Origin of the sequence: Streptomyces sp. NPDC008079 (assembly GCF_042957385.1) — a bacterium.
Taxonomy (GTDB): Bacteria; Actinomycetota; Actinomycetes; order Streptomycetales; family Streptomycetaceae; genus Actinacidiphila.
In genome coordinates this window covers 49,799-75,775 of the sequence record NZ_JBIBIC010000016.1, presented here as the reverse complement: position 1 = coordinate 75,775, position 25,977 = coordinate 49,799, and the positions used below count along the sequence as shown (strand labels likewise).

The 25,977-nt window shown below is 74.1% G+C and carries 23 protein-coding genes; 13 read left to right on the top strand and 10 right to left on the bottom strand.

Translation table 11 applies throughout. From position 1 onward, the window contains the following. Positions 1–68: 68 nt before the first annotated feature. Complete coding sequence (locus tag ACFZAM_RS27680) at positions 69–2,360, top strand: tetratricopeptide repeat protein (protein ID WP_391050142.1); 2,292 nt, start codon at positions 69–71, stop codon at positions 2,358–2,360. Between the two features lie 40 nt (positions 2,361–2,400). Here ACFZAM_RS27680 and ACFZAM_RS27675 read toward each other — a convergent pair whose 3' ends face one another. Further along, the gene (locus ACFZAM_RS27675) at positions 2,401–3,384 is read right to left on the bottom strand and encodes an AsnC family transcriptional regulator (protein ID WP_391050140.1); all 984 of its coding nucleotides are present in this window, start codon (positions 3,382–3,384) and stop codon (positions 2,401–2,403) included. A gap of 165 nt (positions 3,385–3,549) precedes the next feature. Here ACFZAM_RS27675 and ACFZAM_RS27670 point away from each other — a divergent pair, with 165 nt between their 5' ends. The 4 genes from ACFZAM_RS27670 to ACFZAM_RS27655 all read left to right on the top strand — a co-directional run bounded on the left by ACFZAM_RS27670 (position 3,550) and on the right by ACFZAM_RS27655 (position 8,782). After that, on the top strand, positions 3,550–5,055 hold the full coding sequence (locus tag ACFZAM_RS27670; RefSeq protein ID WP_391050138.1) for an MFS transporter: 1,506 nt from the start codon (positions 3,550–3,552) through the stop codon (positions 5,053–5,055). Between the two features lie 209 nt (positions 5,056–5,264). Beyond that, complete coding sequence (locus tag ACFZAM_RS27665; protein WP_391050136.1) at positions 5,265–6,410, top strand: nitronate monooxygenase; 1,146 nt, start codon at positions 5,265–5,267, stop codon at positions 6,408–6,410. Between the two features lie 58 nt (positions 6,411–6,468). After that, the gene (locus ACFZAM_RS27660; RefSeq protein ID WP_391050135.1) at positions 6,469–8,022 is read left to right on the top strand and encodes an AMP-binding protein; all 1,554 of its coding nucleotides are present in this window, start codon (positions 6,469–6,471) and stop codon (positions 8,020–8,022) included. A 28-nt stretch (positions 8,023–8,050) separates the two neighbouring features. Continuing rightward, on the top strand, positions 8,051–8,782 hold the full coding sequence (locus ACFZAM_RS27655) for an alpha/beta fold hydrolase (RefSeq protein WP_391050133.1): 732 nt from the start codon (positions 8,051–8,053) through the stop codon (positions 8,780–8,782). Between the two features lie 112 nt (positions 8,783–8,894). Here the strand turns inward: ACFZAM_RS27655 and cpt are convergent, their stop codons facing one another. Further along, positions 8,895–9,440 carry a chloramphenicol phosphotransferase CPT gene (gene cpt, locus ACFZAM_RS27650; protein ID WP_391050132.1) on the bottom strand — a complete coding sequence of 182 codons (546 nt, stop codon included), beginning with the start codon at positions 9,438–9,440 and terminating at the stop codon, positions 8,895–8,897. Positions 9,441–9,568: 128 nt separating this feature from the next. Between cpt and ACFZAM_RS27645 the strand changes: the two genes are divergently transcribed. Continuing rightward, complete coding sequence (locus ACFZAM_RS27645) at positions 9,569–10,411, top strand: endonuclease/exonuclease/phosphatase family protein (protein ID WP_391050275.1); 843 nt, start codon at positions 9,569–9,571, stop codon at positions 10,409–10,411. On the opposite strand, the gene ACFZAM_RS27640 is transcribed toward ACFZAM_RS27645, so the two are convergent. The 6 genes from ACFZAM_RS27640 to ACFZAM_RS27615 all read right to left on the bottom strand — a co-directional run bounded on the left by ACFZAM_RS27640 (position 10,408) and on the right by ACFZAM_RS27615 (position 15,583). Further along, positions 10,408–11,397, bottom strand: a complete 990-nt coding sequence (locus ACFZAM_RS27640) for a phosphotriesterase (protein ID WP_391050130.1) — start codon at positions 11,395–11,397, stop codon at positions 10,408–10,410. The genes ACFZAM_RS27645 and ACFZAM_RS27640 overlap by 4 nt on opposite strands. Further along, on the bottom strand, positions 11,394–11,876 hold the full coding sequence (locus tag ACFZAM_RS27635; RefSeq protein WP_391050128.1) for a carboxymuconolactone decarboxylase family protein: 483 nt from the start codon (positions 11,874–11,876) through the stop codon (positions 11,394–11,396). Before ACFZAM_RS27635 ends, ACFZAM_RS27640 begins: the two co-directional genes overlap by 4 nt. A 77-nt stretch (positions 11,877–11,953) precedes the next feature. Next, positions 11,954–12,541, bottom strand: coding sequence for a DUF4865 family protein (locus tag ACFZAM_RS27630; protein WP_391050126.1), 588 nt, complete (start codon positions 12,539–12,541; stop codon positions 11,954–11,956). Positions 12,542–12,658: 117 nt separating this feature from the next. Continuing rightward, a complete protein-coding gene (locus ACFZAM_RS27625; protein ID WP_355343976.1) occupies positions 12,659–13,228 on the bottom strand; it encodes a TetR/AcrR family transcriptional regulator in 570 nt (189 codons plus the stop codon). Between the two features lie 99 nt (positions 13,229–13,327). Next, the gene (locus ACFZAM_RS27620; RefSeq protein ID WP_391050125.1) at positions 13,328–13,936 is read right to left on the bottom strand and encodes an isochorismatase family protein; all 609 of its coding nucleotides are present in this window, start codon (positions 13,934–13,936) and stop codon (positions 13,328–13,330) included. A 9-nt stretch (positions 13,937–13,945) separates the two neighbouring features. Then, a complete protein-coding gene (locus ACFZAM_RS27615) occupies positions 13,946–15,583 on the bottom strand; it encodes an AMP-binding protein (RefSeq protein ID WP_391050124.1) in 1,638 nt (545 codons plus the stop codon). A 198-nt stretch (positions 15,584–15,781) separates the two neighbouring features. Between ACFZAM_RS27615 and ACFZAM_RS27610 the strand changes: the two genes are divergently transcribed. The 5 genes from ACFZAM_RS27610 (at position 15,782) to ACFZAM_RS27590 (ending at position 20,294) form a co-directional block, all read left to right on the top strand. Then, complete coding sequence (locus ACFZAM_RS27610) at positions 15,782–16,585, top strand: crotonase/enoyl-CoA hydratase family protein (protein WP_355343985.1); 804 nt, start codon at positions 15,782–15,784, stop codon at positions 16,583–16,585. 186 nt (positions 16,586–16,771) lie between these two features. Beyond that, on the top strand, positions 16,772–17,743 hold the full coding sequence (locus ACFZAM_RS27605) for an OB-fold domain-containing protein (RefSeq protein ID WP_391050122.1): 972 nt from the start codon (positions 16,772–16,774) through the stop codon (positions 17,741–17,743). Next, the gene (locus ACFZAM_RS27600) at positions 17,744–18,787 is read left to right on the top strand and encodes a thiolase domain-containing protein (RefSeq protein WP_391050120.1); all 1,044 of its coding nucleotides are present in this window, start codon (positions 17,744–17,746) and stop codon (positions 18,785–18,787) included. A 3-nt stretch (positions 18,788–18,790) separates the two neighbouring features. Beyond that, positions 18,791–19,957 carry a thiolase domain-containing protein gene (locus ACFZAM_RS27595; RefSeq protein WP_391050118.1) on the top strand — a complete coding sequence of 389 codons (1,167 nt, stop codon included), beginning with the start codon at positions 18,791–18,793 and terminating at the stop codon, positions 19,955–19,957. Between the two features lie 97 nt (positions 19,958–20,054). Continuing rightward, on the top strand, positions 20,055–20,294 hold the full coding sequence (locus ACFZAM_RS27590; protein ID WP_093716245.1) for a DUF397 domain-containing protein: 240 nt from the start codon (positions 20,055–20,057) through the stop codon (positions 20,292–20,294). A 91-nt stretch (positions 20,295–20,385) separates the two neighbouring features. Here the strand turns inward: ACFZAM_RS27590 and ACFZAM_RS27585 are convergent, their stop codons facing one another. Together ACFZAM_RS27585 and ACFZAM_RS27580 are read right to left on the bottom strand one after the other, a co-directional pair. Next, complete coding sequence (locus ACFZAM_RS27585) at positions 20,386–21,111, bottom strand: maleylpyruvate isomerase family mycothiol-dependent enzyme (protein ID WP_391050116.1); 726 nt, start codon at positions 21,109–21,111, stop codon at positions 20,386–20,388. Then, complete coding sequence (locus ACFZAM_RS27580; protein ID WP_355344000.1) at positions 21,108–21,761, bottom strand: pyridoxal 5'-phosphate synthase; 654 nt, start codon at positions 21,759–21,761, stop codon at positions 21,108–21,110. The genes ACFZAM_RS27585 and ACFZAM_RS27580 overlap by 4 nt, the downstream gene beginning before the upstream one ends. A gap of 49 nt (positions 21,762–21,810) precedes the next feature. Between ACFZAM_RS27580 and ACFZAM_RS27575 the strand changes: the two genes are divergently transcribed. Beyond that, positions 21,811–22,443 carry an ABATE domain-containing protein gene (locus tag ACFZAM_RS27575; RefSeq protein ID WP_391050113.1) on the top strand — a complete coding sequence of 211 codons (633 nt, stop codon included), beginning with the start codon at positions 21,811–21,813 and terminating at the stop codon, positions 22,441–22,443. Positions 22,444–23,004: 561 nt separating this feature from the next. After that, a complete protein-coding gene (locus ACFZAM_RS27570) occupies positions 23,005–25,938 on the top strand; it encodes an AAA family ATPase (RefSeq protein ID WP_391050112.1) in 2,934 nt (977 codons plus the stop codon). Positions 25,939–25,977 lie beyond the last annotated feature (39 nt).

Sequence of the window (25,977 nt, the reverse complement as noted above, 5' to 3'; positions counted from 1 at the left end):
GCTTGTCGGCGGTCGCGGCCATACTGGGACCGGGGAAGCACCGAGGACCACGGGGGCGGCGGCACGCGATGGCGGCTGGACATCACGACGGACACGACCAGGGACATCCACAGGGACACGGCCAGGGACGCGAACAGACCTACCAGCAGGGGCGCGAGCAGGGACACGGACCGGGACGCGGGCAGGGGAACGGCCCCGAGGGACTGGGGACCCTCATCCAGGGGCGGTACCGGCTGCACGAACTGATCGGCCGCGGCGGCATGGGCGAGGTCTGGCGTGCGCTGGACGAGTCGCTGGGCCGCCGGGTCGCGGTGAAGTGCCTGAAACCGGTCGGCCACGCGGGCGACGCGGGATTCACCCGCGTCCTCCAGGAGCGCTTCCGCCGCGAGGCACGCGTCGCGGCGTCCCTCCAGCACCGCGGGGTCACCGTCGTGCACGACTTCGGCGAACACGACGGCGTCCTCTACCTGGTGATGGAACTGCTCGACGGCCGCAATCTGCTCCAGGTGCTGGACGACGCGCGGCGCCATCCGCTGCCGGTCCCCGACATCACCGACATCGCTGAACAGGTCGCGGACGCCCTCGCGTACACGCACACCCAGGGCATCGTGCACCGCGACCTGAAACCGGCCAACATCATGCGGCTCAGCGACGGCGCGGTGAAGATCTGCGACTTCGGCATCGCCCGGCTCGGCCACGACATCGGCTTCACCTCCCGGCTCACCGGCACCGGCATGGCGATGGGCACCCCGCACTACATGTCGCCCGAGCAGATCGGCGCGGTCTCCGAGGTCGACCAGCGCAGCGACCTCTACTCGTTGGGCTGCGTGCTGTACGAACTGGCCACCGGACGGCCGCCGTTCGACCTGGAGGACGCCTGGTCGATCCTGGTCGGCCACCGCGACACCGCGCCCGACCCGCCACGGATGACGCGGCCGGAACTCCCCGCCGAACTGGACCGGTTGATCCTCGACCTGCTCGCCAAGGACCCGGAGGACCGCCCGCAGGACGCCGCGGACGTCGGCGGCCGGCTCAAGGCCATGCGGGCGGCGGCGGGCGCGGCCGCCGCCGAGCGTCCCTCGGCACTGCCGTCCTGGGCCAGCGGCCTGACCACCGGCTCCGCCGCGCGCTCCACCCGCGCGCACCGCATCCCCGACGCGCCGCACCACGAACTCACCGGCGCCTGGTCCACCCGCGTGGTCGTCGCCGCCGCGGGCCCCGACACCCTGGCCGCGCTCGCCGCCCGGCACACCGAGGGCATCGACCTCGGCCGGGTCGGCAACTGGCGGCAGGCGTACGACCTGCACACCTCCGTCGCCGCCGCCCGCGACCGCGCGCTCGGCACCGAGCACCCCGACACCCTGGCCAGCCGCCACGAGGCCGCCTTCTGCCTGGGCAGGCTCGGCCGCACCGAGGAGTCGCTGCGGCTGTACGAGTACATCTCGGACGTACGCCGCCGGGTCCTCGGCCCCGACCACCCGGACACGCTGGTGGCCCGGCACGAGGCCGCGTACGCGCTGGGCAGCCTCGGCCGTTACCTGGAGGCCCACCAGATCTACTCGGCCGTGCTGGCGGCGCGCGAGCGCACGGTCGGCGCGGACCACCCCGACACCCTGCACTGCAAGCACAATCTGGCCTTCAACCTGGGCCGTCTCGGCCGGACGGACGAGTCGTACGCGATGGCCGTCGAGGTCGCCGACGCCCGGGCGCGGGTGCTGGGCGCCGATCACCCCGAGACGCTGGTGACCCGCTTCGAGGTCGGCTACGCGCAGGGCCGCGCGGGCCGCTGGGCCGAGGCGCTGACCACCTACCGCGACGTGGCCGCCGCGCGCGCCCGGGTGCTGGGCGCCGACCACTCCGACACGCTGGCCGCGCGCTACGAGACCGGCATCTGCCTCGGACGGCTCGGCCGCAGCGGCGACGCCCTCGCGCTGTACGAGGAGTTGGTCGAGGCCAGGACCAGGACCGGGGGCTCCACCGACGCCGAGACGCTGCGGGCCCGGCACGCGCTCGGGGTCAATCTGGGACGGCTCGGCCACTGGGACCGGGCGCTGGCCGAGGCGCGCGACGTGGCGGCGGTGCGCGAGCGGGTACTGGGCGCGGAGCACCCCGACACCCTCGTCAGCAAGCGGGAGATAGCGGTGGGTCTGGGCTGGCTGGGCCGCTGGTCGACCGCGCTCGCGGTCTACCACGAGGTCGCCGAGGCGCGCGAGCGCGTGCTGGGCGCCGACCACTCCGACACCCTCACCAGTCGCAACGACGAGGCGCACTGCCTGGAACAGCTCGGCAGGACCGCCGAGGCGCAGGCCCTGTACCGCCGTGTCTCCGCCCAACAGCAGGGCGCGCCCGAGCGGTTGTGAGCGGCGGGTCCGATCCGGTCCCGGCCCCTCGGCCCCGTCCTCAGCCGATCCGGAGGGTCGCGGCGGCCTTGTAGGTGCGCAGGACCGGCGCCGTCTCGATCCGCGCGATCGGGTCGAGCGCGACCTCGCGGGTCAGATAGCGGTGCAGTTCCTCCGCGTCCCCGCACAGCGCCTGCGCGACCAGGTTCGTCGGCCCGGTCGTCGCCGCGACCATCGCCAGTTCCCGGTGCCCCGCCAACTCCGTGGCGACCGCGTCCAGATGCGCGGGCTTCACCTGCATCCACAGCAGCGCCGACACGGTCACGCCCAGCACCGCCGGTTCGATGTCCACGTCGAGGAAGAGCGCGCCACGCGTGCGCAGTTCGGCGAGTGTGCGGGCGACGGTGGCGGCCGTGGAGCCGGTCGCGGCGGCGAGCTCCGCGTAGCTGATCCGGGCGTCGTCGCGCAGCGCGTCCAGCAGGAGGCGGTCGGAGCCGGTGAGGAGATACGGGGAGCCTTCCGGCTCCTCGGCGGCGCTCTCGGCGCGCAGCCGCGCCCGCTGTGCGGCGTCCAGGACACCGACCCGTCCGTGCCAGGCGGTCGGTCCGCCGACGTAGGTGTGCAGGAGGTAGTGCGCGGACACCGCGGTGATCCCGGCGGTACGGGGGATGTCGCGCAGCAGCAGCGCGTGCGCGTCGGGGCCCGCGGGCTGGGTGTGGATGATCGCGACGATCTCGGTGCCGCCGGAGGTCAGCCGTACCCACGAGGTGTCGGGGCGCCGCGCGAGGGCGACCGCGATGTCGTGCGCGGCGCGCGTGGCGGCGGTCAGCCGTACGAACCACTGGTGGATACCGGCGCTGCGCGGCGCGGGCAGCGCGACCACCCGAAGGCCCGCGTGCGCGTACAGGCGGCGGTAGCGGCGTACGACGGTCTGGGTGGAGCAGCCGAGGACGTCCGCGACGAGCGTGAACGGCGCCCGGCCGTCCACTTGCAGGGCGTGGATCAGGCCACGGTCCAGATCGTCGAGTGCGAGCGCCTTCGCCATATCAGCCGACCTCGATGGAAGTAATCATCGAATTCTTCCACGGAAATGGAAGCGGGTGCCGTACGGGCGGGACGGTGGTGGTCGTCGGTCACGGGGCCGGGGCGTCGAGAGACGGACCACGCGCACGGACGACCAACCGCGCACCCGTACCCGCAGGGGAGAGGCATGTCCCGCAGCACAGGACACGAGACGCACGACACGTACGACCCGCACGGCGCGCCCGCCGTGACCGGGGGTCCCGGCACGGGAGAGGGACCGGCGGCCGGTTCCGTACCGCCGTCCGCGTACCCCTGGCGGTGGATCGCGCTGGCCGCCGTGCTGGTCGCGGAGGCGATGAATCTGCTGGACGCCACGATCGTGCAGGTCGCGGGCCCGGTCATCCACACCGACCTCGGCGGCGCGGCAGCGGCCATCCCGTGGTTCAGCGCCGCCTACACCCTCGCGTTCGCGCTCGGGCTGCTGACCGGCGCCCGGCTCGGCGACATCGCGGGCCGCCGCCGGGTCTTCCGGATCGGGGTGACGGCCTTCGCCGTCACGTCGCTGGCGTGCGCGCTCGCGCCGACCCCCGAGACGCTGATCGGACTGCGGGCGCTGCAAGGCGCGGCGGCGGCGCTGATCATCCCGCAGACCTTCGGCCTGATCCGCGCGATGTTCGACGGCGACGAACTGGCCAAGGCGCTGGGCACGATCGGCCCGGTGATGGGCCTGTCCGCGGTCCTCGGCCCGGTGCTCGGCGGGGTCCTGACGCACGCCGACCTGTTCGGCTCGTCCTGGCGCGCCTGCTTCATGGTCAACGTCCCGCTCGCGGTCGTCGTGCTGGCCGTCGCGCGACGGCTGCGCGAGGACCGTGCCCCGGTCCGGCCGCGCCTCGACCCTGCGGGGACGGCGCTGGCCATGGCGGGCACCGCGCTGGTGGTGTGCCCGCTGGCCACCGGCTCGCCCGGAGCGGCCGGATGGGCGGTGGCGGCCGTCGGCGCCGCCGTACTGGCGCTGTTCGTCGTCCACCAGCGGCGCACCGCGCGCGGCGGCGGGGCGCCGCTGATCGAACCGGCCCTGCTGCGCGGCCGTGCCTTTCCCGCCGCGCTCGCCACCTCTACGCTGTTCTTCGCCGTCATGAACGGCGTCATGATCACCGTGGTCCTCCATCTCGAACTGGGCCTGCGCCGCGGCCCGCTCACCGCGGGACTGACCATGCTGCCCTGGTCGCTCGGGCTGTCCGCGGGGTCGGTGGCCGCGGGCGGCCGTCTGGTCCCGCGCTACGGGACCCGCGTCATGCACGCCGGGATCGCCTTCCTCGGCGTCGGGATCGGCGGCGCGGTCCTCGCCTACCGGTCCGCCGCGCCCGACGCGTACCCGACGGCGCTGCTGTTCGCGCTCGCCGTCGCGGGCCTGGGCACCGGGCTGTTCACCCCGCCGTTCTTCACCACCGCGCTGAGCGGCGTCGGCCGGCAGGAGACCGGCTCGGCCGCCGGGTTGCTCAACGCCGTCCAGCAACTCGGCGGCACCATCGGCGTCGCCGTCATCGGCGGCGTCTACCTCGCGGGGGACGGCACACCGCGCGCCGCCGCGCAGGCAGCCCTCGGTACCGCCGCCGCGATCCTGGCGGCGACCGCGGTCGCGGCGGCGGTGATGACGGTGCGGCGCGGCGACGAGGGCGGCGACAGCCGCTGATGTGACGGGGGGCGGCCGGGAGTGTCGCCGACGTGACGGGGCGGCGGCCGGGAGCGCCGCTGATGTGACGGGGGGCGGCCGGGAGCGCCGCCGACGTGTGGCGCGCTCGGGCGTCGCGGCCCCGCGTGACGGGCGCGGGGTCGCAGAAATCTGACACTGCGTCAGAAAATCTCTTCCCTCTCCACACCGGCTGCGGCATCCTGCCCCCCATGGAGACCGAGCTGAGCACACGGCTGGGCATCGAGTACCCCGTCTTCGGCTTCACGCCGTTCCCCGCGGTCGCCGCCGCGATCAGCCGCGCGGGCGGCATGGGCGTCCTGGGCGCGGTCCGCTACTCCGCCCCCGACGAACTCGCCCGCGACCTCGACTGGTTGGACGGGCACACCGACAAACTGCCGTACGGCCTCGACGTCGTGATGCCCGCGAAGAAGGTCGAGGGAGTCACCGAGGCGGACATCGAGGCGATGATCCCGCCGGAACACCGCGCCTACGTCGAGGCGTTGCTGACCAAACACGGCGTCCCCGCACTCGCCGCCGACGAGCGCGCGGGCTGGCGGATCACCGGCTGGATGGAGAAGGTCGCCCGCGACCAGCTCGACGTCGCCTTCGACTACCCGATCAAGCTGCTCGCCAACGCGCTGGGCTCACCGCCCGCCGACGTCGTGCGCCGGGCCCACGACCACGGTGTGCTGGTCGCCGCGCTCGCCGGCAGCGCCCGGCACGCGCGGCACCACCAGGAGGCGGGCATCGACATCGTGGTCGCCCAGGGCTACGAGGCGGGCGGCCACACCGGGGAGATCGCGAGCATGGTGCTCGTCCCCGAAGTGGTGCGCGCCGTCGACCCGTTGCCGGTGCTCGCGGCAGGCGGCATCGGCACCGGCGAACAGGTCGCCGCCGGGCTGGCGTTGGGCGCGCAGGGCGTCTGGCTCGGCTCGGTCTGGCTCACCGCCGCCGAGGCCGATCTGCACTCGCCCGCCCTCACCCGCAAGCTGCTCGCCGCGGGCTCGGGCGACACCGTCCGCTCCCGCGCCCTCACCGGCAAACCCGCCCGCCAGCTCCGCACCGAGTGGACCGACGCCTGGGAGGACCCGGCAGGCCCCGGCACCCTGCCGATGCCGCTCCAGGGCCTGCTGGTCGCCGACGCCGTCTCCCGCATCCAGCGCTACGAGGTCGGCCCGCTGCTCGGCACACCGGTCGGCCAGATCGTCGGCGCGATGAACCAGGAGCGCCCCGTCCAGGCCGTCTTCGACGACCTCACACGCGGCTTCGAGCGCGCGATGGACCGGCTGAACCGTATCGCCCGACGCGGCGCGCAGGACGGCGCCGCCCCCGGCCCAGGGCGTGACCGGCGCTGACCGCCCGCACGCGCAGAACAGATCTGCTCCGGCAGACACGACCGCTGAGGAGGACCGGATGAGCACGTCCACGCCCAACGGCTTCTGGGCACAGGCCGAACAGGACCCCGGCCGTACCGTTCTCACCGCGCCCGACGGCGAGCAGTGGAGCGCCGAGCGGCTGCACGCGGCGTCCAACCGGCTCGTGCACGGGCTGCGCGCGGCCGGATTGGAGCCCGGCGACGCCTTCGCCGTCGTCCTGCCCAACGGCGTCGAGTTCTTCACCGCCTATCTCGCCGCCTTCCAGGCCGGTTTCTACCTGGTGCCCGTCAACCACCACTTCGTGGCCCCCGAGATCGGCTGGATACTCGCCGACTCCGGCGCCAAAGTGCTCATCGCGCACGAGCGCTTCGCCGAGGCCGCCCGCGAGGCGGCCGACGAGGCGGGGTTCGCCTCGGACCGGCGGTACGCGGTCGGCGACATCGACGGCTTCCGCCCCTTCGCCGACCTGCTCGCGGGACAGCCCGCCACCGCGCCCGACGCCAGGACCAGCGGCTGGGTCATGAACTACACCTCGGGCACCACAGGCCGCCCGCGCGGCATCCGCCGCCCGTTGTCGGGCAAGCCGCCCGAGGAGACGTATCTCGGCGGATTCCTCGGGATCTTCGGGATCAAGCCCTTCGACGGCAACGTCCACCTCGTCTGCTCACCGCTCTACCACACCGCCGTGCTCCAATTCGCGGGCGCCGCCCTGCACATCGGGCACCCGGTGGTGCTGATGGACAAGTGGACGCCGGAGGAGATGCTGCGCGTCATCGACCGCTACCACTGCACCCACACGCACATGGTCCCCACGCAGTTCCACCGGCTGCTGGCCCTGCCGGAGGACGTACGGGGGCGCTACGACGTGACGTCCATGCGGCACGCGATCCACGGCGCCGCGCCCTGCCCCGACCACGTCAAGCGGGCGATGCTGGAGTGGTGGGGCCCGTGCGTGGAGGAGTACTACGCGGCCAGCGAGGGCGGCGGCACCTTCGCCACCGCGCGGGAGTGGCTGAAGAAACCCGGCACCGTGGGGCGGGCCTGGCCGATCAGCGAGATCGCCGTCCACGACGACGCCGGGAATCTGCTGCCGCCCGGCGAGGTCGGCACCGTCTACATCAACATGAAGACCGGCGGCTTCAGTTACCACAAGGACGCGGCCAAGACCCGGTCCAACCGGATCGGCGACTTCTTCACCGTCGGCGACCTCGGCTATCTCGACGAGGACGGCTACCTCTTCCTGCGCGACCGCAAGATCGACCTGATCATCTCCGGCGGCGTCAACATCTACCCCGCCGAGATCGAGGCCGCTCTCCTCACCCACCCCGCCGTCGCCGACGCCGCCGCCTTCGGCATCCCGCACGACGAGTGGGGCGAGGAGGTCAAGGCCGTGGTCGAGGCCGCACCCGGACACGAGCCGGGACCGGCGCTCGCCGACGACATCCTCGAACACTGCGGCCGGAGACTGGCCGGGTACAAGCGGCCCAAGACCGTCGACTTCGTCGCCGAGATGCCCCGCGACCCCAACGGCAAGCTCTACAAGCGACGGCTCCGCGAGCCGTATTGGGCCGAGCGCGAACGCCCGCTGTGAGCGGCCCGCGGCACCGTAGCCTCGGCGTATGGGTGAGATTCTGAACGTCGAGGCGAACGGTGTGCGGCTCGCCTACGAGGTGGCCGGTCCGGCGGACGGGCCGCCGCTCCTGCTGCTGCACGCGCTGGGCGAGGACCGTACGTCCTGGCGCGCGGTGTCGGACGCGCTGGCCGCCGACGGCTGGCGCGCGTACGCGCCCGACCTGCGCGGCCACGGCGCGAGCGAACACCCCGGCACGTACTCCTTCGAGCTGCTGCGGGACGACGTGCTCGGCTTCCTCGACGCGCTGGGACTGCGGCGGGTGACGGTGGTCAGCCACTCGCTGGGCACGTTCGCCGCGTCGCTGGCGGCCATCGCGCGGCCGGACGCCGTACGGCGGCTCGTACTGGAGGAGGGCCCGCTGCCCTTCCCCGCCGACCCGCCGCGCCCCGTCCCGACCGAAGCCCCCGAGGAGCCGACCCCGTACGACTGGCGTCTGCTGCCCGCCGTCGCGGCGCAGCGCAATGACCCCGACCCGGCCTGGTGGCGCGACCTCACCGCGATCACCGCGCCCACCCTGCTCGTCGCGGGCGGCCCGAGCAGCCACCTGCGCCAGGACCAGCTCGCCCGGGTCGCGGGCCGCATCCCCGACTGCCGCCTGGTCACCATCGAGGCCGGTCACATGATCCACGACGACCGCCCGGCTGAATTCCTGCGCGAGGTACGGGCCTTCCTGTCCCCGGTCCCGGCCGGTCGGCCGGCGGACGGGGCGCGGGGCTGAGGTCCGACGGGTACGGTCGGCGCCTTCCGGCGACGGGGGCCGCGCCGCCTGACACCGTGACCGACGGGCGGCGTGGCCGTCGTGGGTGCCCGGTGCCGTCGTCCGGCGGCGGTCAGCCGGTGACGCGGGCGGCGATCGTACGGGCGCAGGCCAGCGACGGCGTGCGGCTGGTGTCGACCTCCAGGTCGTAGCGCACACCGCGGTGGACGAGGTCGGCCTGGGAGCGGGCCATGCCGGTGGCGCGGTCGCCGCGGGCGGCCTCGCGGGCCGCCGCCACCTCGGGGTCGCAGCGCACGCCGACCCACAGGACGTCGAGGCCGGTCAGGGCGGTGCGCCAGCGCTCCTGGGAGTCGGGCCCGCCGAGGAAGACCTCGTCCACGACGATCCTGGCCCCCGCGCGGGTCATCGCCCCGATGCCCCGCGCCCAGGCGATGTCCAGCAGCCGGAAGTCGTCGCCGACCGACACCGAGCCGTCGGGTCCGAAGCCGATGCCGCCCTCGGGGTCCTCCGAGGTGCGCATCGCGGCGGGCAGCGCGTCGACCAGGGTGTCGCAGCCGAAGGTCAGCCAGGGCCGCGGCAGCACATCTTGCAAGCAGCGGGCGATCCTGGACTTCCCGGAACTCGATCCGCCGTTGAGAATGATCACCTCAGTGGACATCCCGACACGGTAGGCGCGGTGAGGGGAACCGGCGAGTGGATATCGGCAGCGGCTCGGACACGGGCTTCGACGGCGGCTCCGGCGGCGGCTCGGGCAGCGGTTCCGGGTCGGCGGACACCACCCGCGTCATGACCTGGAATCTCTGGTGGCGGTTCGGGAACTGGCGCGAGCGGCGGGACGCGATCGTGCGGACGCTGGCCGAGGTGCGGCCGGACGTCGTGGGCCTCCAGGAAGTGTGGGGGAGCGCGGACGAGAATCTGGCCGGATGGCTGGCGGACGAGCTGGGCATGGAGTGGGCCTGGTCGCGCGCCCCGGTGCAGGACCGCTGGCACGGGCGCAACGGCGGTGACACCACCGTCGACGTCGGGGTCGCGGTGCTCAGCCGCCACCCGATCCTGGAGACCGCCGAGCGTCGGCTGCCCGCGGGCGCCGCCGCCGACGACGGCAAGACGGCGCTGCACACGCTGATCGACGCGCCCGGCGGCCCGCTGCCCTTCTTCACCACCCACCTCAACTCTGGGGCCGCCGACTCCGCGGTCCGCTGCCTCCAGGTGCGGGAGCTGGCCGCCTTCGTGGCCGAGCGGTCGACCGGCGGGCATCCGCCCGTCGTCACCGGGGACTTCAACGCGGAACCGGACTTCGACGAGATCCGGCTGATGGGCGGCTACCGGACGGCGCCCGCCGTTCCGGGGCTCGTGCTGGTCGACGCCTGGCGGTTCGCCGACCCCGCCCTGCCGAACGGCACCTGGGACATCACCCAGCAGGACGCGGCCAACTTCGGCAACCGGCCCACCTGCCTCGACTACATCTTCGTCGGCATGCCGACGGCCGGGGGCATGCGCGGCGCCGTCCAGCGCGCCCACCGGGCCGGTGACCGTCCGGTCGACGGCGTCTGGCCCTCCGACCACGCGGCCGTGGTCGCCGACCTGGCCCAGGGCGCGGCGACCGGCGGCCGACCGGACCCGCGCTAGGCCCTGTCGGCGCCCGTGCTCCCGCCCCCGTCGTGCCATTCGGCGGACAGCGCCCGCGCCGGGTTTGTCACGAAGACCGCCTCGGCCGCCGCTGTGCCCAACTCCCTTTCCAGGCGCGGCCGGAGCGTACGCAGGAGGTAGGGCAGCCCCGGACCGCCGCGGGTCGAGGAGCGGGCGGCGGCCGTCGTGGTGTCGCCGCCGAGCAGGAGCTGCGCGGTGTGGCCGGCCTCGGCGAGCGCGACCATGCAGTCGATCAGCCGCCAGTCGGTGGCGTGGTTGGCGCGTGAGGGGCCGTCGAAGGCGAGGAACGCGCCGGAGGCGGCCAGTTCGCGGTGGACGCCCGGATCGGGGAAGCGGTTGAGGTGGCCGAGCAGGACGCTGGCGGTGGGCACGCCCTCCTCACCGTGGAGTACGCCGAGGACGTCGACCGCGGCGGTCCCCAGCTCGTGGTGGACGCCGATCGGCGCACCCGTGGCGTGGTGGGCCTCGGCCGCCGCCGCCAGGACCCCCCGGGCGTGGCCGTCGAGGCCGTGGAACATCCCGGCGACCTTGATCATGCCCGCCCTCGCGGTGCCGCGCGGGCCGTCCGGGTCGTCGCCGTCGAGCAGCCCCCGGGTCAGCTCGGCGGTGAAGAAGGCGGCCAGGCCGTCCGCGCGCAGCCGCTCCACCAGCTCGGGCGCGTAGTGGGCGGCCTGGTGCAGTCCGGTCGCCGCCACGACGTGCACGCCCGAGGTCCGCGACAGCGCGGGCAGCTCGACCGCTCGCCGCCCGAGGCCGAACGGCGTCCACTGGGCGACCGCCGCCCCGCCGAGCGCCCGGAAGGCGGCCAACTCGGCCCCCGCCGCCGCCGGATCGTCCAGCTCCTGTCCGGCGAGCGCGGGCATGCGCAGGAAGAGATGGTCGTGGGTGTCGCACACCCCGAGCCGGTCGGGCGCGATGTCCCCGAGGACCGTACGCACCGCCCTCGTCCCGGACCGCCCGCTCATCGCGCACCGCCCGGCGCCGTGCCGTCGGCGTCGTCCGCGCCGCCCGAATCGCTCGCGTCGCCCGCATCGCCCGCGCAGTCCGCGCTGCCCGGGCCGTCCGCCCCGTCCGTGAAGACGCCGGCCGCCACCCGCAGCCCGGCCAACGCCCTCGGCACGCCCGCGTACGGTGCGAGGTGCACCATCACCTCCACGATCTCGCGTGCGGACATGCCGATCCGCAGGCTGTTGCGGACATGGTCGTCGAGCTGCGGCTCGACCCCGCCGATCGCGGTCAGCGCCGCCAGATTGGCGATCTGCCGGTCCCGCAGGGCCAGCCCCTCGCGCTGGTAGGTGCCGCCGAAGAGGGCGGTGACGATCCAGTCGGGGAAGCCGGGGGCGAGCGAGTCGAGGCCGGTGAGGGTGGACTCGACGGTGGAGGGGCCCGCCATTTCGGCCAGCAGCCGGTAGCCCGCGTCCCGGTCGATCGTGCTCGGCGTCATCGTCGTAGGGGCCGCAGGGACCGTACGGGCCGTAGGGACCGTAGGGGATGTACGCGCCGTATCAGCCGTAGGGGTGGTCACCACTGCTGTCCCGTCTCGATCGTGTCCAACTCCGGTGCCGACAGACGCAGCACCTCGTACCGCTCCTCGCCGGGGGCGGGCGGGGCCGTCTGTTCCCACAGGGTGAAGCGCAGCAGCTCCCACCGTCGGGGGTCGACGGCGAGCGCGACGCTGTGCGCGCCGGGGCGTGCGGCCAGCTCCGGCAGTTCCGCGAGCGCGGCACTGATCACGGCGGCGGGCTCGGCGCCCGGGTCCAGCGGCCACGCCCGCCTGGCCGCCGCGCGCGGAACGGCGCCGAAGGACGGTCCGCGCGCGAAGCCGAGCCCGGTCCAGTGCTCGACCACCGGCCGTCCGAAGTCGCTGACGATCCCCTGGAAACCGGGACCCCACAGGAAGCCGTTCATGCCCTGCGGGGTGTTCCACAGATAGAACGGGGCGTACTGGTTGACCGGCGAGTCCTCGACCCCGCGCTCACGTATGAGGTACGCCTTGACGCCCAGGCCGGGGAAGTCGTCCAGGAGGTGGCCGCGGGTCGCCACCCGGTGCCGGATGATCCCCATGTCGTAGTCGGCGGGCAGGGTGATGCGGTAGTTCATCGCGTGCATGGTCGGTGGCTCCCCCATGAGTGCCGCGGCGCCGCCTCGGAGCGGTGCGCCGCCGTCGTGCGGCGGGACGGGTCCTTGTCAGGTGTCGGGTCGAGAAGCGGCGCCGGGTGTCTGTGGTCAGGACGCCGTACGCGCCGCCGTCAGCAGCGCCGTGGCACCCCGTACCGCCCGGTCGAACGGCTCCTGCGAGTCGGCGGCGCGGGCCAGGACGTAACCGCCCTGGACGACGGCGACTATCGCGGCGGCCGTGTCGTACGGATCCAGGCCCGGCCGCAGCTCGCCGCTGTCCATGCCGTCGGCGATGATCCCGGCGAGCCGGTCGCACAGCCAGCCGAAGGTCTCCGCCACCGGCTGTCGCAGCTCCGCGCTGTCGATGACGTCCGGGTCCATGGCCATCCGGCCGACCCGGCAGCCGCGCAGGGCGTCGCGCTCGCGCAGCAGATACGCCAGCGCCTTCTCCACGGCCGTCTCGCCGCCCGCCAGTTGCTCCTCTGCCTGCGCCCTGAGCTGCGCGGCGCTGCGCCGCATCGCCGTCACCGCCAGGTCCGGCTTGCCCCGGAAGTGGTGGTACATGCTGCCCTGCCCGGCACCCGCCCGGTCCTGTATGGCCTTCGGGCTGGTCCCGACATAGCCCCGCTCCCAGAGCAGCTCCTGGGCGCTCTCGATCAACCGCTCCGCCGTGTCCATGGAACCGAGTGTACATACTAGTAGGTACAGAAACCAGGGTGAAAAAGAAGGCGGCGGGCCACCCCGCCGCCACTCCTAGGTTCCCGAAGACCGGCGGGTTCAGCCGGGACCGACGAATTCCACCTCCGCGGCGGAGACGACGGTGCCGAACCGGGGGAAGTCGAGGGAGACCGTCGCCCGGTGCTCGGCGGCGGTGAGGCCGGACATCGCGTCCTCGGCGAAGACCAGCCGGTAGCCGTGGTCGGCGGCGGCCCGCGCGGTGGACTCCACGCCCATGTTGGTGGCTATCCCGGCCAGGACGAGGGTGTCGATGCCGCGCTCCTGGAGCCGGTCGTGGAGGCCGGTGTCGTGGAAGGCGCCGACGGTCCGCTTCACGACGAGCAGGTCGCCGTCCCGCGCCACGCCCTCCACCAGGCCGCTGCCCGGCGGCTGTTCCGCGGGGCCGGTGCGCTGCGCGCGAACGGCGACGACCGTCGCGCCCGCGTCCCGGAAGGACGCGGCGAGGCCGCACGCGGCGGTGAGCACGTCGGGCCCGCTGTGCGGAGCCAGGGGTAACGCGACGATCCGGTCCATGAGGTCGACCAGCACCAGCGCGGTGCGGGCCGGATCGAGGCCGGGAGAGAGCGGGGACAGGGCGGAGTGCGGCGCATGCGGCGACTCGCGGCCGGAGTTCCGCCCGGCGCCGCGTTGGTGATCATGTACGGTCATGATCGGACCCTACCCGCCGGATCCGGCCCCCTGTACGACGATCGAACGGGCCCACCGGTAGTCGGCCTTTCCGCTGGGGGAGCGCTGGATGCGGTCGGTCACCACCAGACTGCGCGGAATCTTGTACCCGGCCAGCCGCGCACGGCAGTGCGCCTGCACGTCCTCGAGGGTGAGCGGGTCCGCCCCGTCGCGCGGCTGCACCACCGCCGCCACACGGTGGCCCCAGCGCTCGTCCGGCACCCCCGCCACCAGCGCGTCGTAGACGTCGGGATGCGCCTTGAGCGCCTCCTCGACCTCCTCCGGATAGACCTTCTCGCCACCGGTGTTGATGCATTGCGAGCCCCGCCCGAGCACCGTCACCACGCCGTCCTCGTCCACGGTGGCCATGTCGCCGAGCAGTACCCAGCGCTCGCCGTCCCGCCGGAAGAAGGTCGCCGCGGACGCGGCGGGGTCGTTGTAATAGCCGAGCGGTACGTGGCCGCGCAGCGCGATACGGCCGGGCGCCGCGCCGGTCACCGGTTCGAGCGTGGCCGGGTCGACCACCGCGATGTGCGAGTCGACCGAGATGCGGAAGCCGCGGTCGGGGCCCGCGTCGGCCGTCGCGGTGCCGTTGAAGCCGGACTCCGACGAGCCGAAGTTGTTGAGGATCAGCACCCCGGGCACCAGCGACTGGAACTGGTCCCTGACCGTTTGCGACATCACCGCGCCCGAGCTGGACAGGGTGAACAGCGAGGAGCAGTCGGTGCCTTGGAGCGGTCCGGCCAGCGCGTCGGCGAGCGGCCTGAGCATCGCGTCGCCGACCAGCGAGACACTGGTGACCCGTTCCTTCGCGATGGTGCGCAGCACCTCCTCCGGCACGAATTTCCGGTGGATCACCACCTTCTGGCCGAAGTGGAAGCCGATGAAGGCGGTGAGCGTGGACGTGCCGTGCATCAGCGGCGGGGTGGGGAAGAAGACCAGGCCCTCGCCGCCGGCCGCGACCCGCTCCGCCAGTTCCTCCGGCCGTTTGACCGGCTCGCCGGTCGGGGCGCCGCCGCCCATCCCCGAAAAGAACAGGTCCTCCTGACGCCACATCACGCCCTTGGGCATGCCGGTGGTGCCGCCGGTGTAGATGACGAACTGGTCGTCGGCCGACCGCGGGCCGAAGTCGCGTAAGGACGATTCCGCGGCCACCGCGTCGGCGAACTCCACCGTATCCAGGGCGGATTCCGCGTCCTCGGCGGCGGGCGGGCCGCCCACCCGGATCAGATGCCGCAGCCGGTCAGCTTGCGGCAGGGCCGCGGCCACGCGGTCGGTGAACTCGGCGTCGAAGACCAGCGCCGCCAGGTCGGCGTCCCGGTAGAGGTAGACCAACTCCTCAGCCACATAGCGGTAGTTGACGTTGACCGGCACCAGGCGGGCCTTGAGGCAGGCGTAAGCGGTCTGGAGGTATTCGACCCCGTTGTAGAGGTGCAGTCCGACGTGTTCGCCGGGGCGCAGGCCGGCCGCGAGGAGGTGGTGGGCGAGCCGGTTGGCCGCCGCGTCGAGTTGCGCGTACGTCAGCCGCCGCTCGGATCCGGTGCCGGGGTGGTCGACGTACACCAGCGCCTCCCGGTCCGGTACGGCGTCGACGACCGACTCGAAGAGGTCGGCAAGGTTGTACTCCACGGCGTCTCCCGTCCCGCGCGGTCCCGCGTCGGTCGTCGGTGAAGGTGAAGTGGCGGTGGACTCGCGGTCATTAGAGCGGTCCGGGCGTGCGGTGGGAAGGGCTCCCGTCCAACAAATCTGACGAGTAGTCAGAAAACCCTTGTCCCCGGCCTGCTGCTACTGCAACCTGTTCCAGTACCGGACGGAAGGAGCACCGTGATGGGCGGTACGGAACACCTCACCGTGGAGCGTGCGGGCGCCACCCTCGTCCTCACCCTGAACCGGCCGCGGGCGCGCAACGCGTTCTCGCTGCCGATGCTCGTCGGGCTGTACGACGGCTGGGTCGAGGCCGACGAGGACGACGCGATCCGCTCGATCGTGCTGACCGGAGCGGGCGGCGCCTTCTGCGCCGGGATGGACCTCAAAGCGCTGTCGGAGGGCGCCGACGAGACCGCCACGCGGGCGCGGGCCCGGCTGAAGGACGACCCCGATCTGCACTGGAAGGCGATGCTCCGGCACCACCGGCCGCGCAAACCCGTGATCGCCGCGGTCGAAGGACCGTGCGTGGCGGGCGGCACCGAGATCCTCCAGGGCACCGACATCCGGATCGCGGGACGGAGCGCGGTCTTCGGCCTGTTCGAGGTCCGTCGCGGCCTCTTCCCGATCGGCGGCTCGACCGTACGGCTCACCCGGCAGATCGCCCGCACCCACGCGCTGGAGATGCTGCTCACCGGACGCCCGTACAGCGCCGACGAGGCCCGCGACATCGGCCTGATCGGCCATGTCGTGCCCGACGGGACCGCGTTGGACCGGGCCATGGAGACCGCGGAGCTGATCAACGCCAACGGCCCGCTCGCCGTCGAGGCCGTCAAGGCCAGCGTCTACGACACCGCGGAGTTGCCCGAGACCGAGGGGCTGAAACTCGAACTCGAGCGCGGCTGGCCGCTGTTCGCCACCGCCGACGCGAAGGAAGGACCGCGCGCCTTCGCCGAGAAGCGGCAGCCGGTCTTCCGCCGCGCCTGAACCCCGGCCCCTGAACCCCGGCCCCTGAACCCCGGCCCCTGAACCCCGGCCCCTGAAGCCGGGCACCTGAACCCCGGCCCCTGAAGCCGGGCACCTGAACCCCCCCCCGGCACCGGACGCCCACCGCGCTCGGACAGCCACCGCGCACCACCCCCGACGAGCCGCCCCACCCCAGGAGGCCAGCCCATGACACCAGGCCACGCACCGGACGTGCTCAGCGCCCCGCTCGTCGTGGAATTCCCCTTCACCCGCTCGCTCGGCCCCGTGCAGAGCGCCTTCCTCACCGGGCTGCGCGAGCGCACCGTGCTCGGCGTGCGGACCGCCGAAGGCCGCGTCCTCGTACCCCCCGTCGAGTACGACCCGGTCACCGCGGCCGAGGTGCGCGACCTGGTCGAGGTCGGCGCCACCGGCACCGTCACCACCTGGGCCTGGAATCCCGACCCGCGCCCCAACCAGCCGCTGGCCACGCCCTTCGCCTGGGTCCTGGTCCGCCTCGACGGCGCCGACACCGCCCTGCTGCACGCGCTCGACGCCGCCGCGCCCGAGGACGTCAGCACCGGCATGCGCGTCGCGATCCGCTGGGCCGGGCAACGCCAGGGCGCCATCACCGACATCGCCTGCTTCGAGCCGTACGACGACGGCCGTACGCGCGGCGCGGCCACCGCCCACGACGGCGTCTTCACCGACCCCGTCACCGGCATCGTCGCCCCCGCCCGCCTCGACTACACCTACTCGCCCGGCCGCGCCCAGACCGGCTACCTGCGCGCCGCCGAGGACCGGCGGATCGTCGGCGAGCGCTGCCCGTCCTGCCGCAAGGTCTACGTCCCGCCGCGCGGCGCCTGCCCCACCTGCGGCGTCGCCACCGCGGAAGAGGTCGAGGTCGGTCCGCGCGGCACAGTCACCACCTTCTGCATCGTCAACATCAAGAGCGCCCACCTGAAGGCCATGGACATAGAAGTCCCGTACGTCTACGCGCACATCGCGCTCGACGGCGCCGACCTCCCGCTGCACGGACGGATCGCCGGAATGCCGTACGACCAGGTGCGGATGGGCCTGCGGGTGGAGGCGGTCTGGACCGAGGGCGGACGCTACCCCGACCACTACCGCCCCACCGGGGAACCGGACGCCGAATACGACACCTACCGGGAGCTGGTCTAGATGCCCGACGTCGCCATCGTCGCCTTCGCGCAGTCCCGCCACCGCGCGCGCACCGACGAGGTCTCCGAGGTCGAACTGCTGATGCCCGTCCTGCACGACGCGCTCGGACAGACCGGACTGGCCACCAGCGAGATCGACTTCACCTGCTCGGGCTCCGCCGACTACCTCGCGGGACGCGCCTTCTCCTTCACCATGGCGCTGGACGGCGTCGGCGCCTGGCCGCCGATCTCCGAGTCCCACGTCGAGACCGACGGCGCCTGGGCGCTGTACGAGGCGTGGGTGCGGATCCTCACCGGCGAGGCCGAGACCGCGCTCGTCTACTCCTACGGCAAGTCCTCGCCCGGCGACCTGCGTTCGGTCCTCACCCGGCAGCTCGACCCGTACTACATGGCGCCGCTGTGGCCCGACTCCGTCGCGCTCGCCGCACTCCAGGCCCGGGCGCTGATCGACGCGGGAGCCACCGACGAGCGCGAGCTGGCCGGGATCGCCGCCCGCAGCCGCGCCGCCGCCCGCACCAACCCGAACGCGCAGCTCACCACCGCGCCCGCAGCCGACGACCCCTATGTCGTACGCCCGTTGCGCCGCGCCGACTGCCCGCCGGTCGGCGACGGGGCCGCGGCCGTGGTGCTCGCGGCGGGGGACACCGCCCGGCGGCTGTGCGCGCGGCCCGCCTGGATCCGGGGCATGGACCACCGCATCGAGGCCCCCTCGCTCGGCGTCCGCGACCTCACCGACTCGCCCTCGACGCGGCTCGCGGCCGAGCGGGCCGGAGCCTTCGACGCGCCCGTGGACACCGCGGAGCTGCACGCGCCCTTCACCTCGCAGGAGGTCGTCCTGCGCAGGGCGCTGCGGCTCGGCCCCGACGTGGCCGTCAACCCCTCCGGCGGGCCGCTCGCCGCCAATCCGATGATGGCCGCCGGGCTGATCAGGCTCGGCGAGGCGGCGGCCCGTATCCACCGCGGCGACTCGGACCGCGCACTGGCCCACGCCACCTCGGGCCCCTGCCTCCAGCAGAATCTCGTGGCCGTCCTGGAAGGGGAGTAACCCATGCCCAAGGAGCCCGTGGCCGTCGTCGGCGTCGGCCAGACCAAACACGTCGCCGCGCGCCACGACGTGTCCATCGCGGGACTCGTCCGCGAGGCCGCCCGCCGCGCGCTCGACGACGCCGAACTGGACTGGGCGGACGTCGACGCCGTCGTGATCGGCAAGGCGCCCGACTTCTTCGAGGGCGTCATGATGCCGGAGCTGTATCTGGCCGACGCGCTCGGCGCGGTCGGCAAACCGATGCTGCGGGTGCACACCGCGGGTTCGGTCGGCGGCTCCACCGCGCTGGTCGCCGCAGGACTGGTCGCCGCACGTGTCCACCGCACCGTGCTGACCGTCGCGTTCGAGAAGCAGTCGGAGTCCAACGCCATGTGGGGCCTGTCGCTGCCGATCCCCTTCCAGCAGCCGCTGCTGGCGGGCGCGGGCGGCTTCTTCGCACCGCACGTGCGCGCCTACATGCGCCGTACCGGAGCGCCCGCCGCCGTCGGCTCGCTGGTCGCCTACAAGGACCGCCGCAACGCCCTGCTCAACCCCTACGCGCACCTGCACGAGACCGACATCACCCTGGAGAAGGTGCGCTCCTCGCCGATGCTCTGGGACCCGATCCGCTACTCCGAGACCTGCCCGTCCTCCGACGGCGCCTGCGCGATGGTGCTCACCGACACCGCGGGCGCGGACCGGGCGCCGCGACCGGCCGCCTGGATGCACGGCGGCGCCATGCGCAGCGAACCCACGATGTTCGCGGGCAAGGACTACGTCAGCCCGCGGGCCGGCCGGGACTGCGCGGCCGACGTCTTCCGGCAGGCCGGGATCACCGCGCCGCGCCGCGAGATCGACGCCGTCGAGATGTACGTGCCCTTCTCCTGGTACGAGCCGATGTGGCTGGAGAATCTGGGCTTCGCCGACGAGGGCGAGGGCTGGAAACTCACCGAGTCCGGCGTCACGGAGCTGGGCGGCGACCTGCCGGTCAACCCCTCGGGCGGCGTGCTGTCCACCAACCCGATCGGCGCGTCCGGCATGATCCGCTTCGCCGAGGCGGCCCTTCAGGTACGCGGCGAGGCCGGGGAGCACCAGGTCCCCGGCGCCAGGCGGGCCCTGGGACACGCCTACGGCGGCGGGTCGCAGTTCTTCTCCATGTGGGTGGTGGGCAGCGAGCCCCCCACTACCTGAAGTACACCGTGCGCCGGGTGGTTTCCGCGGACTTGTGCGGGCTCCGGATCCGGTGGATAGGCTGGAGGACGGACGACGACGTAGGAGGAGAGCGGACGTGGCCGAAAGCACCATCGGACAGCCGTTGGCCAACGGGAAGAAGCCGCAGGTCGACTTGACGGACGCGGAGTGGCTTTCCAGCAGCCAGGGCACCGGCGACGTACAGATCGCCTTTGTCGAGGGCTACATCGCGATGCGGGACGGGCGCAACCCCGACGGGCCCGCCCTGATCTTCACCCCCGCCGAGTGGCGCGCCTTCGTGCTGGGCGCGCGGGACGGCGAGTTCGACCTCACCTGAGCCCAGCACGGGCGGACGGCATCGGCCGCCGCCCACCCGCGGCCGGGAGGCTTCCGCCGCCCGCCGCGGGTCACCGTGGTCAGCGGGCCCGCTACGGCCAACTGCCCAGCGTCGGCAGCGGATCGCCGGTCAGCGCCCGCGGCGGCACCCGTCCGGCCAGCCAGGCCGCCAGGTCGGTCAGCCGACCCCGTACGAGCACGGGTGTGCCCTGGCCCCGCGTGAACGACCAGGTGTCGTCCGCCGCGTCCCCCGGCGTGCCGAGCGTGAGCCGTATCCCGTCCGGCACCCGCGCGGACAGGAAGTCGACCAGGTGCGTACACAACTCGGGGGACCAGTCCGCCGGGGTCGGGCCGAGCAGCGCGTCCGCCGTGTGGATCTCCAGCTCGCGCCACCAGGCGAGCCCCGCCGTGGTCACCGTGCCGTCGCGGTAGCTCACCGGCCGGTCCCAGTCGTCCGGGCCGACCGCGGCCCAGGACGCCTCGATCTCGTCCAGCGCGTCGCCGAGCGCGGCGGTCAGCACCGGTGCGGAGCGGCCGTGCCCGGCCTCGATGGCCGCGTCCCGGCCGCTGCGACCGCCGTCGTACACCTCGATCAGCTTGCCGCGCAGCGCGTAGCGCGCCTGCCGGGCCAGCGCGAGGCCGACGCCCTCGATATGCGTCAGGACATGGCCGCGGGTCCAGCCGGGCAGCGCGCTGGGGGCGCGGACGGCGTCGTCGTCGAGACCGTCGAGCAGCGTGCGCAGCCGGGTCTGCCCCGCGTCGAGCACGGCCGCGAGCGCGGGTCCTCCGGCCGTCGGGCCGGTCGTGGGTCCGGTCACGGCCACAGCAGACCTCGCTCCCAACCACCTTCGGTGCGGACGTAGTTGACTCTGGTGTGTCTGCGGTCGCGGTCGCCCTGCCAGAACTCGACGCTGTCCGCGCGCAGCGTGTGGAGCGCCCAGCCGGGGGCCACCAGGTCCGGGTCGCGCTCGATCCGCCCCGCGGCCTCCCGCACGGCCGCGTCGCGCGTGGCGAGGTCGGTCAGGGGTGCGCTCTGGCGGCCGAGCAGCGCTTCGGCGCGGGCGCCGGGGGAGCGCGCCAGGAAGTCCGCCGCGCTCGCCTCGGGGCCCGCGGTCTCGACCCGGCCGCGAATCCGCACCTGGCGGGCGAGCGGCGACCAGTAGAAGGTGAGCGCCGCCGCGGGGTGGGCGGCCAGTTCGCGGCCCTTGCGGCTGCCGGTGTCGGAGGCGAACTCCCAGCCCGCCGCCGACACGTTCTTGACGATGAGCACGCGGGCGGCGGGGTCGCCGTCGGCGCCCAGCGTGGAGACCGTCATGGCGTGCGGCTCGCGGACCCCGGCCGCGACGGCCGCCAGCAGCCACTCGATGAACAACTCATGCGGATCCGCGGGCAGTTCCGCGATGTCGAAAGGCGGCAGGTCGCCGTCGAACACATCGAGACCGCGCAGGATCTCGCGGAGGTCGGACACAGGTACCCCCTCAGTCGTTAATGGCTTATGGCGACGATAGCATTAGGGCATGACCGGTGATCATCTCGCGCTCGACCTCGCCGTCACCATCCGGCACGACGGCCACGGCGGCGTCGCCGACGACCTCGCGGACCCCGCCGGACTGACCCGGTGGGTGCGCGAGCACGCCGACGCGCTCAGCGGCGTTCTCGGTGAAGTGCCGGGCTCGGCGGCGCGGTTCACCGCCGACGAGGCCGCGCGCACCTCCGTCGTCGAGGTGCGTACGGCGGTCCGCGCGCTCTTCGCCCGCGCCGTGCTGCCCGGTCCGCCCAGCCGCGCGGACGCCGGACGACTGCCGTCGGCCCGGCAGGCGCTCGACCGGCTGAACACCGCGTCCGCCCTGGTCCCCGTCGCCCCGCGCCTGGACTGGCCGGACGGCGCGGAACCCGCGGCGGCTCACACCGTGTCCGCCGACGCGGCTCCGGCCGACCGGCTGGCCGCCGCCCTCGCCCGCGCCGCCATCGCCTTCCTCGCCGGACCCGAGCGCGCGCTGCTGCGCGCCTGCCCCGCCCCGCGCTGCGTCCGCTACTTCGTCAAGGAGCACGCCCGCCAGGAGTGGTGCAAACCGTCCTGCGGCAACCGCGCCCGCGTCGCCCGCCATCACGCGCGGCAGCGCGAGGAGCGGGCCGGGCAGGGGAGTTGACCGGAGCGAGGGGGTGACGCGCGGATCGAGCCGGTGTGCGCGCCGAGTCGAGGCCCGCTCGAGTCGAGGCCCGCGTCGAGCTGAAGCGCGGGGCGAGCTGAGGCGCGGGACGAGTTGAGGCCCGCGTCGAGTTGGGGCCTGCGTCGGATTGAGGCGCGCGGCGAGCCGATGAGCGAGAGGCGCCGACATCCCGCGGGGGCTGACGCGCGCACGAGGGGCGTACGGCAGGACCCGCGGACGAGACGGCGCGTTACGGCGGGTAAGGGGGGCGCACATGGGGCGCACGGGTGCTCCAGTGCGGTGCGGGGACTGCGGTGCCTGGTGGGACGACCGTCTCGCGTGGCAGTCTCGCCCGTGCTGGGCGGCGGGAAGATCTCCCAGGTCGCCGCCGCTCCCGCCGTGCCGGTCACGTCCCCTGCCAGTGGCGAACCGGCACGGCCGTCCCCCTTACACAGCGGAGCCGACGGCGTACGCTGTGAGGCCACCGGTCGGCTGTCCGTCCTGCACGTCCCCGCATGTCGTGCGCCGGGCGCACACCACCGGCAGGCAGGGGGGTTGACCATGTCGCAGCGCCACTCGCGCAACCGGCGCGCGCTGCTCGAACGAGACGCCGAACTCGTCGCCGTGGACGAGGCGTTGAGCGATCTCACCGGCTTAGGCGCCGACGACGACGCGGGCACCGCCGCGCGCCCCGCCGAACGGCACGGCGGGCTCATCGCCTTCGCCGCGTCCGCCGGCCTCGGCAAGACCACACTGCTCACCGAAGTACGCCGCAGGGCCGCGGAACGCGGCTGCACCGTACTGTCCGCACGCGGCGGCGACCAGGAGCAGCAGGTCGCCTTCCACGTCGCGCGGCAACTGCTGCAACCCCAGCTCGTCGGAGCCCCGGAGACGGAAATCCGCGCCAGGCTCGGCAGTTGGTACGGCATCGTCGGCCCGGCCCTCGGACTGTGCACGGCGGAAGGCGCCGCCCCCGACCCGCAGGGTCTGCGCGACGGCCTTGACTGGGTCCTCACCCACATCGCCGTCCAACGCGCGCCCGTCGTGCTGGTGTTGGACGACGCGCACTGGGCCGACCCGCAGTCGCTCAACTGGCTCGCCGCCTTCGCGCCGCGCGCCGACGAACTGGCGCTGCTCATCGTCGTCGCCTACCGGCCGGACGAACTCCCGCCGGGCGCCGAGTCGTTCCGCGGCCTGCCCGGCCGGGCGGGACACCGCCCGATCGGCCTCGAACCGCTCACCGCGACCGCCATCCGCCACCTGATCAGGGAGTCGGTCGGCGCGCACGCCGACGAGGCGTTCTGCCGCGAGTGCTGGGCGGTCACCGCCGGAAACCCCTTCGAAGCCGTCGAGTTGGCCGAGAAGGTCCGCGACCGGGGGCTGCGCCCCGACGAGTCCAGCGCCCACCTGCTGCGCGACCTGGCCGCCGCGGCCAAGGGCAGCGGTCTGATCGCCCGGCTCGAACGCCTGGGCCCCTCCACCGTCCGCCTCGCCTGGGCCGCCGCCGTCCTCGGCACGGAGATCTCCCCGACGCTGGCCGCCACCGTCGCGGGACTCGGCCGCGAGGAGGCCGCCGACTGCGCCGACCGGCTGCGCGACGCCCGTATCGTCACCGGCAGCGGCACCCTGGAGTTCGTCCACCCGCTGATCGCCACCGCCGTCTACCGGGCGATCCCGGACGCCGTACGCGTCGCCCTGCACGGCCAGGCCGCCTGGTCGGTGGTCGACGAGGGCCTCGGCCCGGCCGCCGCGGCCCGCCACCTGCTGGAGACCCACCCCGAGGGCGACCCCTGGGTGGTCGCCCAACTGCGCGCCGCCGCACGGGAGACGCTGCGCGCGGGCGCCCCCGAGGCGGCCCGCGCGTACCTGGGCCGCGCCCTGCGCGAACCCCCGCCGCCCGAGGACCGGGCCGCCGTGCTCTACGAACTGGGCTCCGCCTCCCAGCTCCTGGAGCCCTCGGTCACCGTCAACCACCTGCGGGCCGCGCTCGAAGAGCCGATCACCGACCCCGAACTGCGCGACGGGATCGTCTTCCGGCTCTCCCAGTCCCTCGCCCACAGCGACCGGCTCGGCGAGGCCGCCGACGTCGTCGCGCACGCCGCCCGTACCGCCACCGGCGCCCGCACCAGGCTGCGGATGCAGGCGGAACAGTTCATGTGGGACGCCTTCCGCGCCGACGAACCCGACTCGCCCAGCCGCTCCCGGCGGCTGGCCAGGCTCGCCGACCGGCTCACCGGCCGCGACCTCACCGAGCGGTACATCATCGGCCTGCGCGCCTGGGACGCCACCTTGCGCGGCGAGCCCACGACCACCGTCCTGCGCCACGCGGGCCGCGCCCTGGACGGCGGCCTGCCCTGGGCCAACGAGGGCTGGGGCTTCGAGGTCCCCGTCCTGGTCGCCATGACCTACATGTACGCCGACCAGCCGGGCCGCGCCGAGGAGCTGTTCACCACCGGCATCGCGGGCTTCGAGCGGCACGGCTGGCGCGGCGCCCACCTGTCCTTCGGGTATCTGCTGCTCGGCTACCTGCGCTACCGCCGCGGGCGGCTCGCGGAGGCCGAGGACTTCGCCCGCGACGGGCTGCGGCTGGCCGAGCGGGTCGGCCGCGGCACCCCCGTCCAGTGGTACTCGGTGGCCGTCCTCATCGAGATCCTGCTGGCCCGCGGCCGGACCGAGGAAGCCGTCGCGCTCGCCGCCGCGTACGACTTCCGGGAGCCGTTCCCCGCGGCCGTCACCTTCCCCGACGCCCAGGCCGTGCACGGCGAACTGCTGCTCGCCCAGGGGCGGTACAAAGAAGCCGTCGCCGAACTGACCGGCGTCGGCGGCAGGCTCGACCCGCGCGGGATGCGCAACCCCGCCTGGAGCCCCTGGCAACTGCACCTCGCGCTCGCCGAGGCGCACGACACCCCCGACCGGGCCAGGGCGACCGCGCTGGACGCCGTCGCCCGCGCCCGCCAGTTCGGCGCCGCCTCCGCCGTCGGCCACGCGCTGCGGGTCGCCGCCGAGGTCACCGGCGGCCCGGACGGGCTGAAGCTGCTCGAGGAGTCCGTCGACCGGCTGGAGGAGTCGCCCTCCGCTCATCAGCTCGCCTGCTCGCTCGTCGCCCACGGCGCCGCGCTGCGCCGGGCGGGACAGCCAGAGCGGGCCGCGGAACAGCTCCACCGCGGACTCGACACCGCCCGGACGTGCGGCGCGGACGGACTGGCCGACCGGGCCGGCCAGGAGCTGGAGCTGGCCGGGCTGCGCCCGCGGCACCCGCACTCGGCCGACTCCGACGCCCTCACCGCCCGCGAGCACGCCGCCGCCCTGCGCGCCGCACAGGGCGAGGACCACCGCCGGATCGCCGCCGCCCTCGGCACCGGCGAGCGCGACGTCGTCCGCACCCTGAACGCCGTCTACCGCAAGCTCGGCACCGACCCCACCGGGCTGCCGGAAGCACTGCGCAAAATCCCCGCGGCGCCCGCGCCGCCGGACGACGACGCCTACGGCCGCTGACGGCCGGGGGAGCGGCCCGGGGGCGGCCCGCCGTACGGG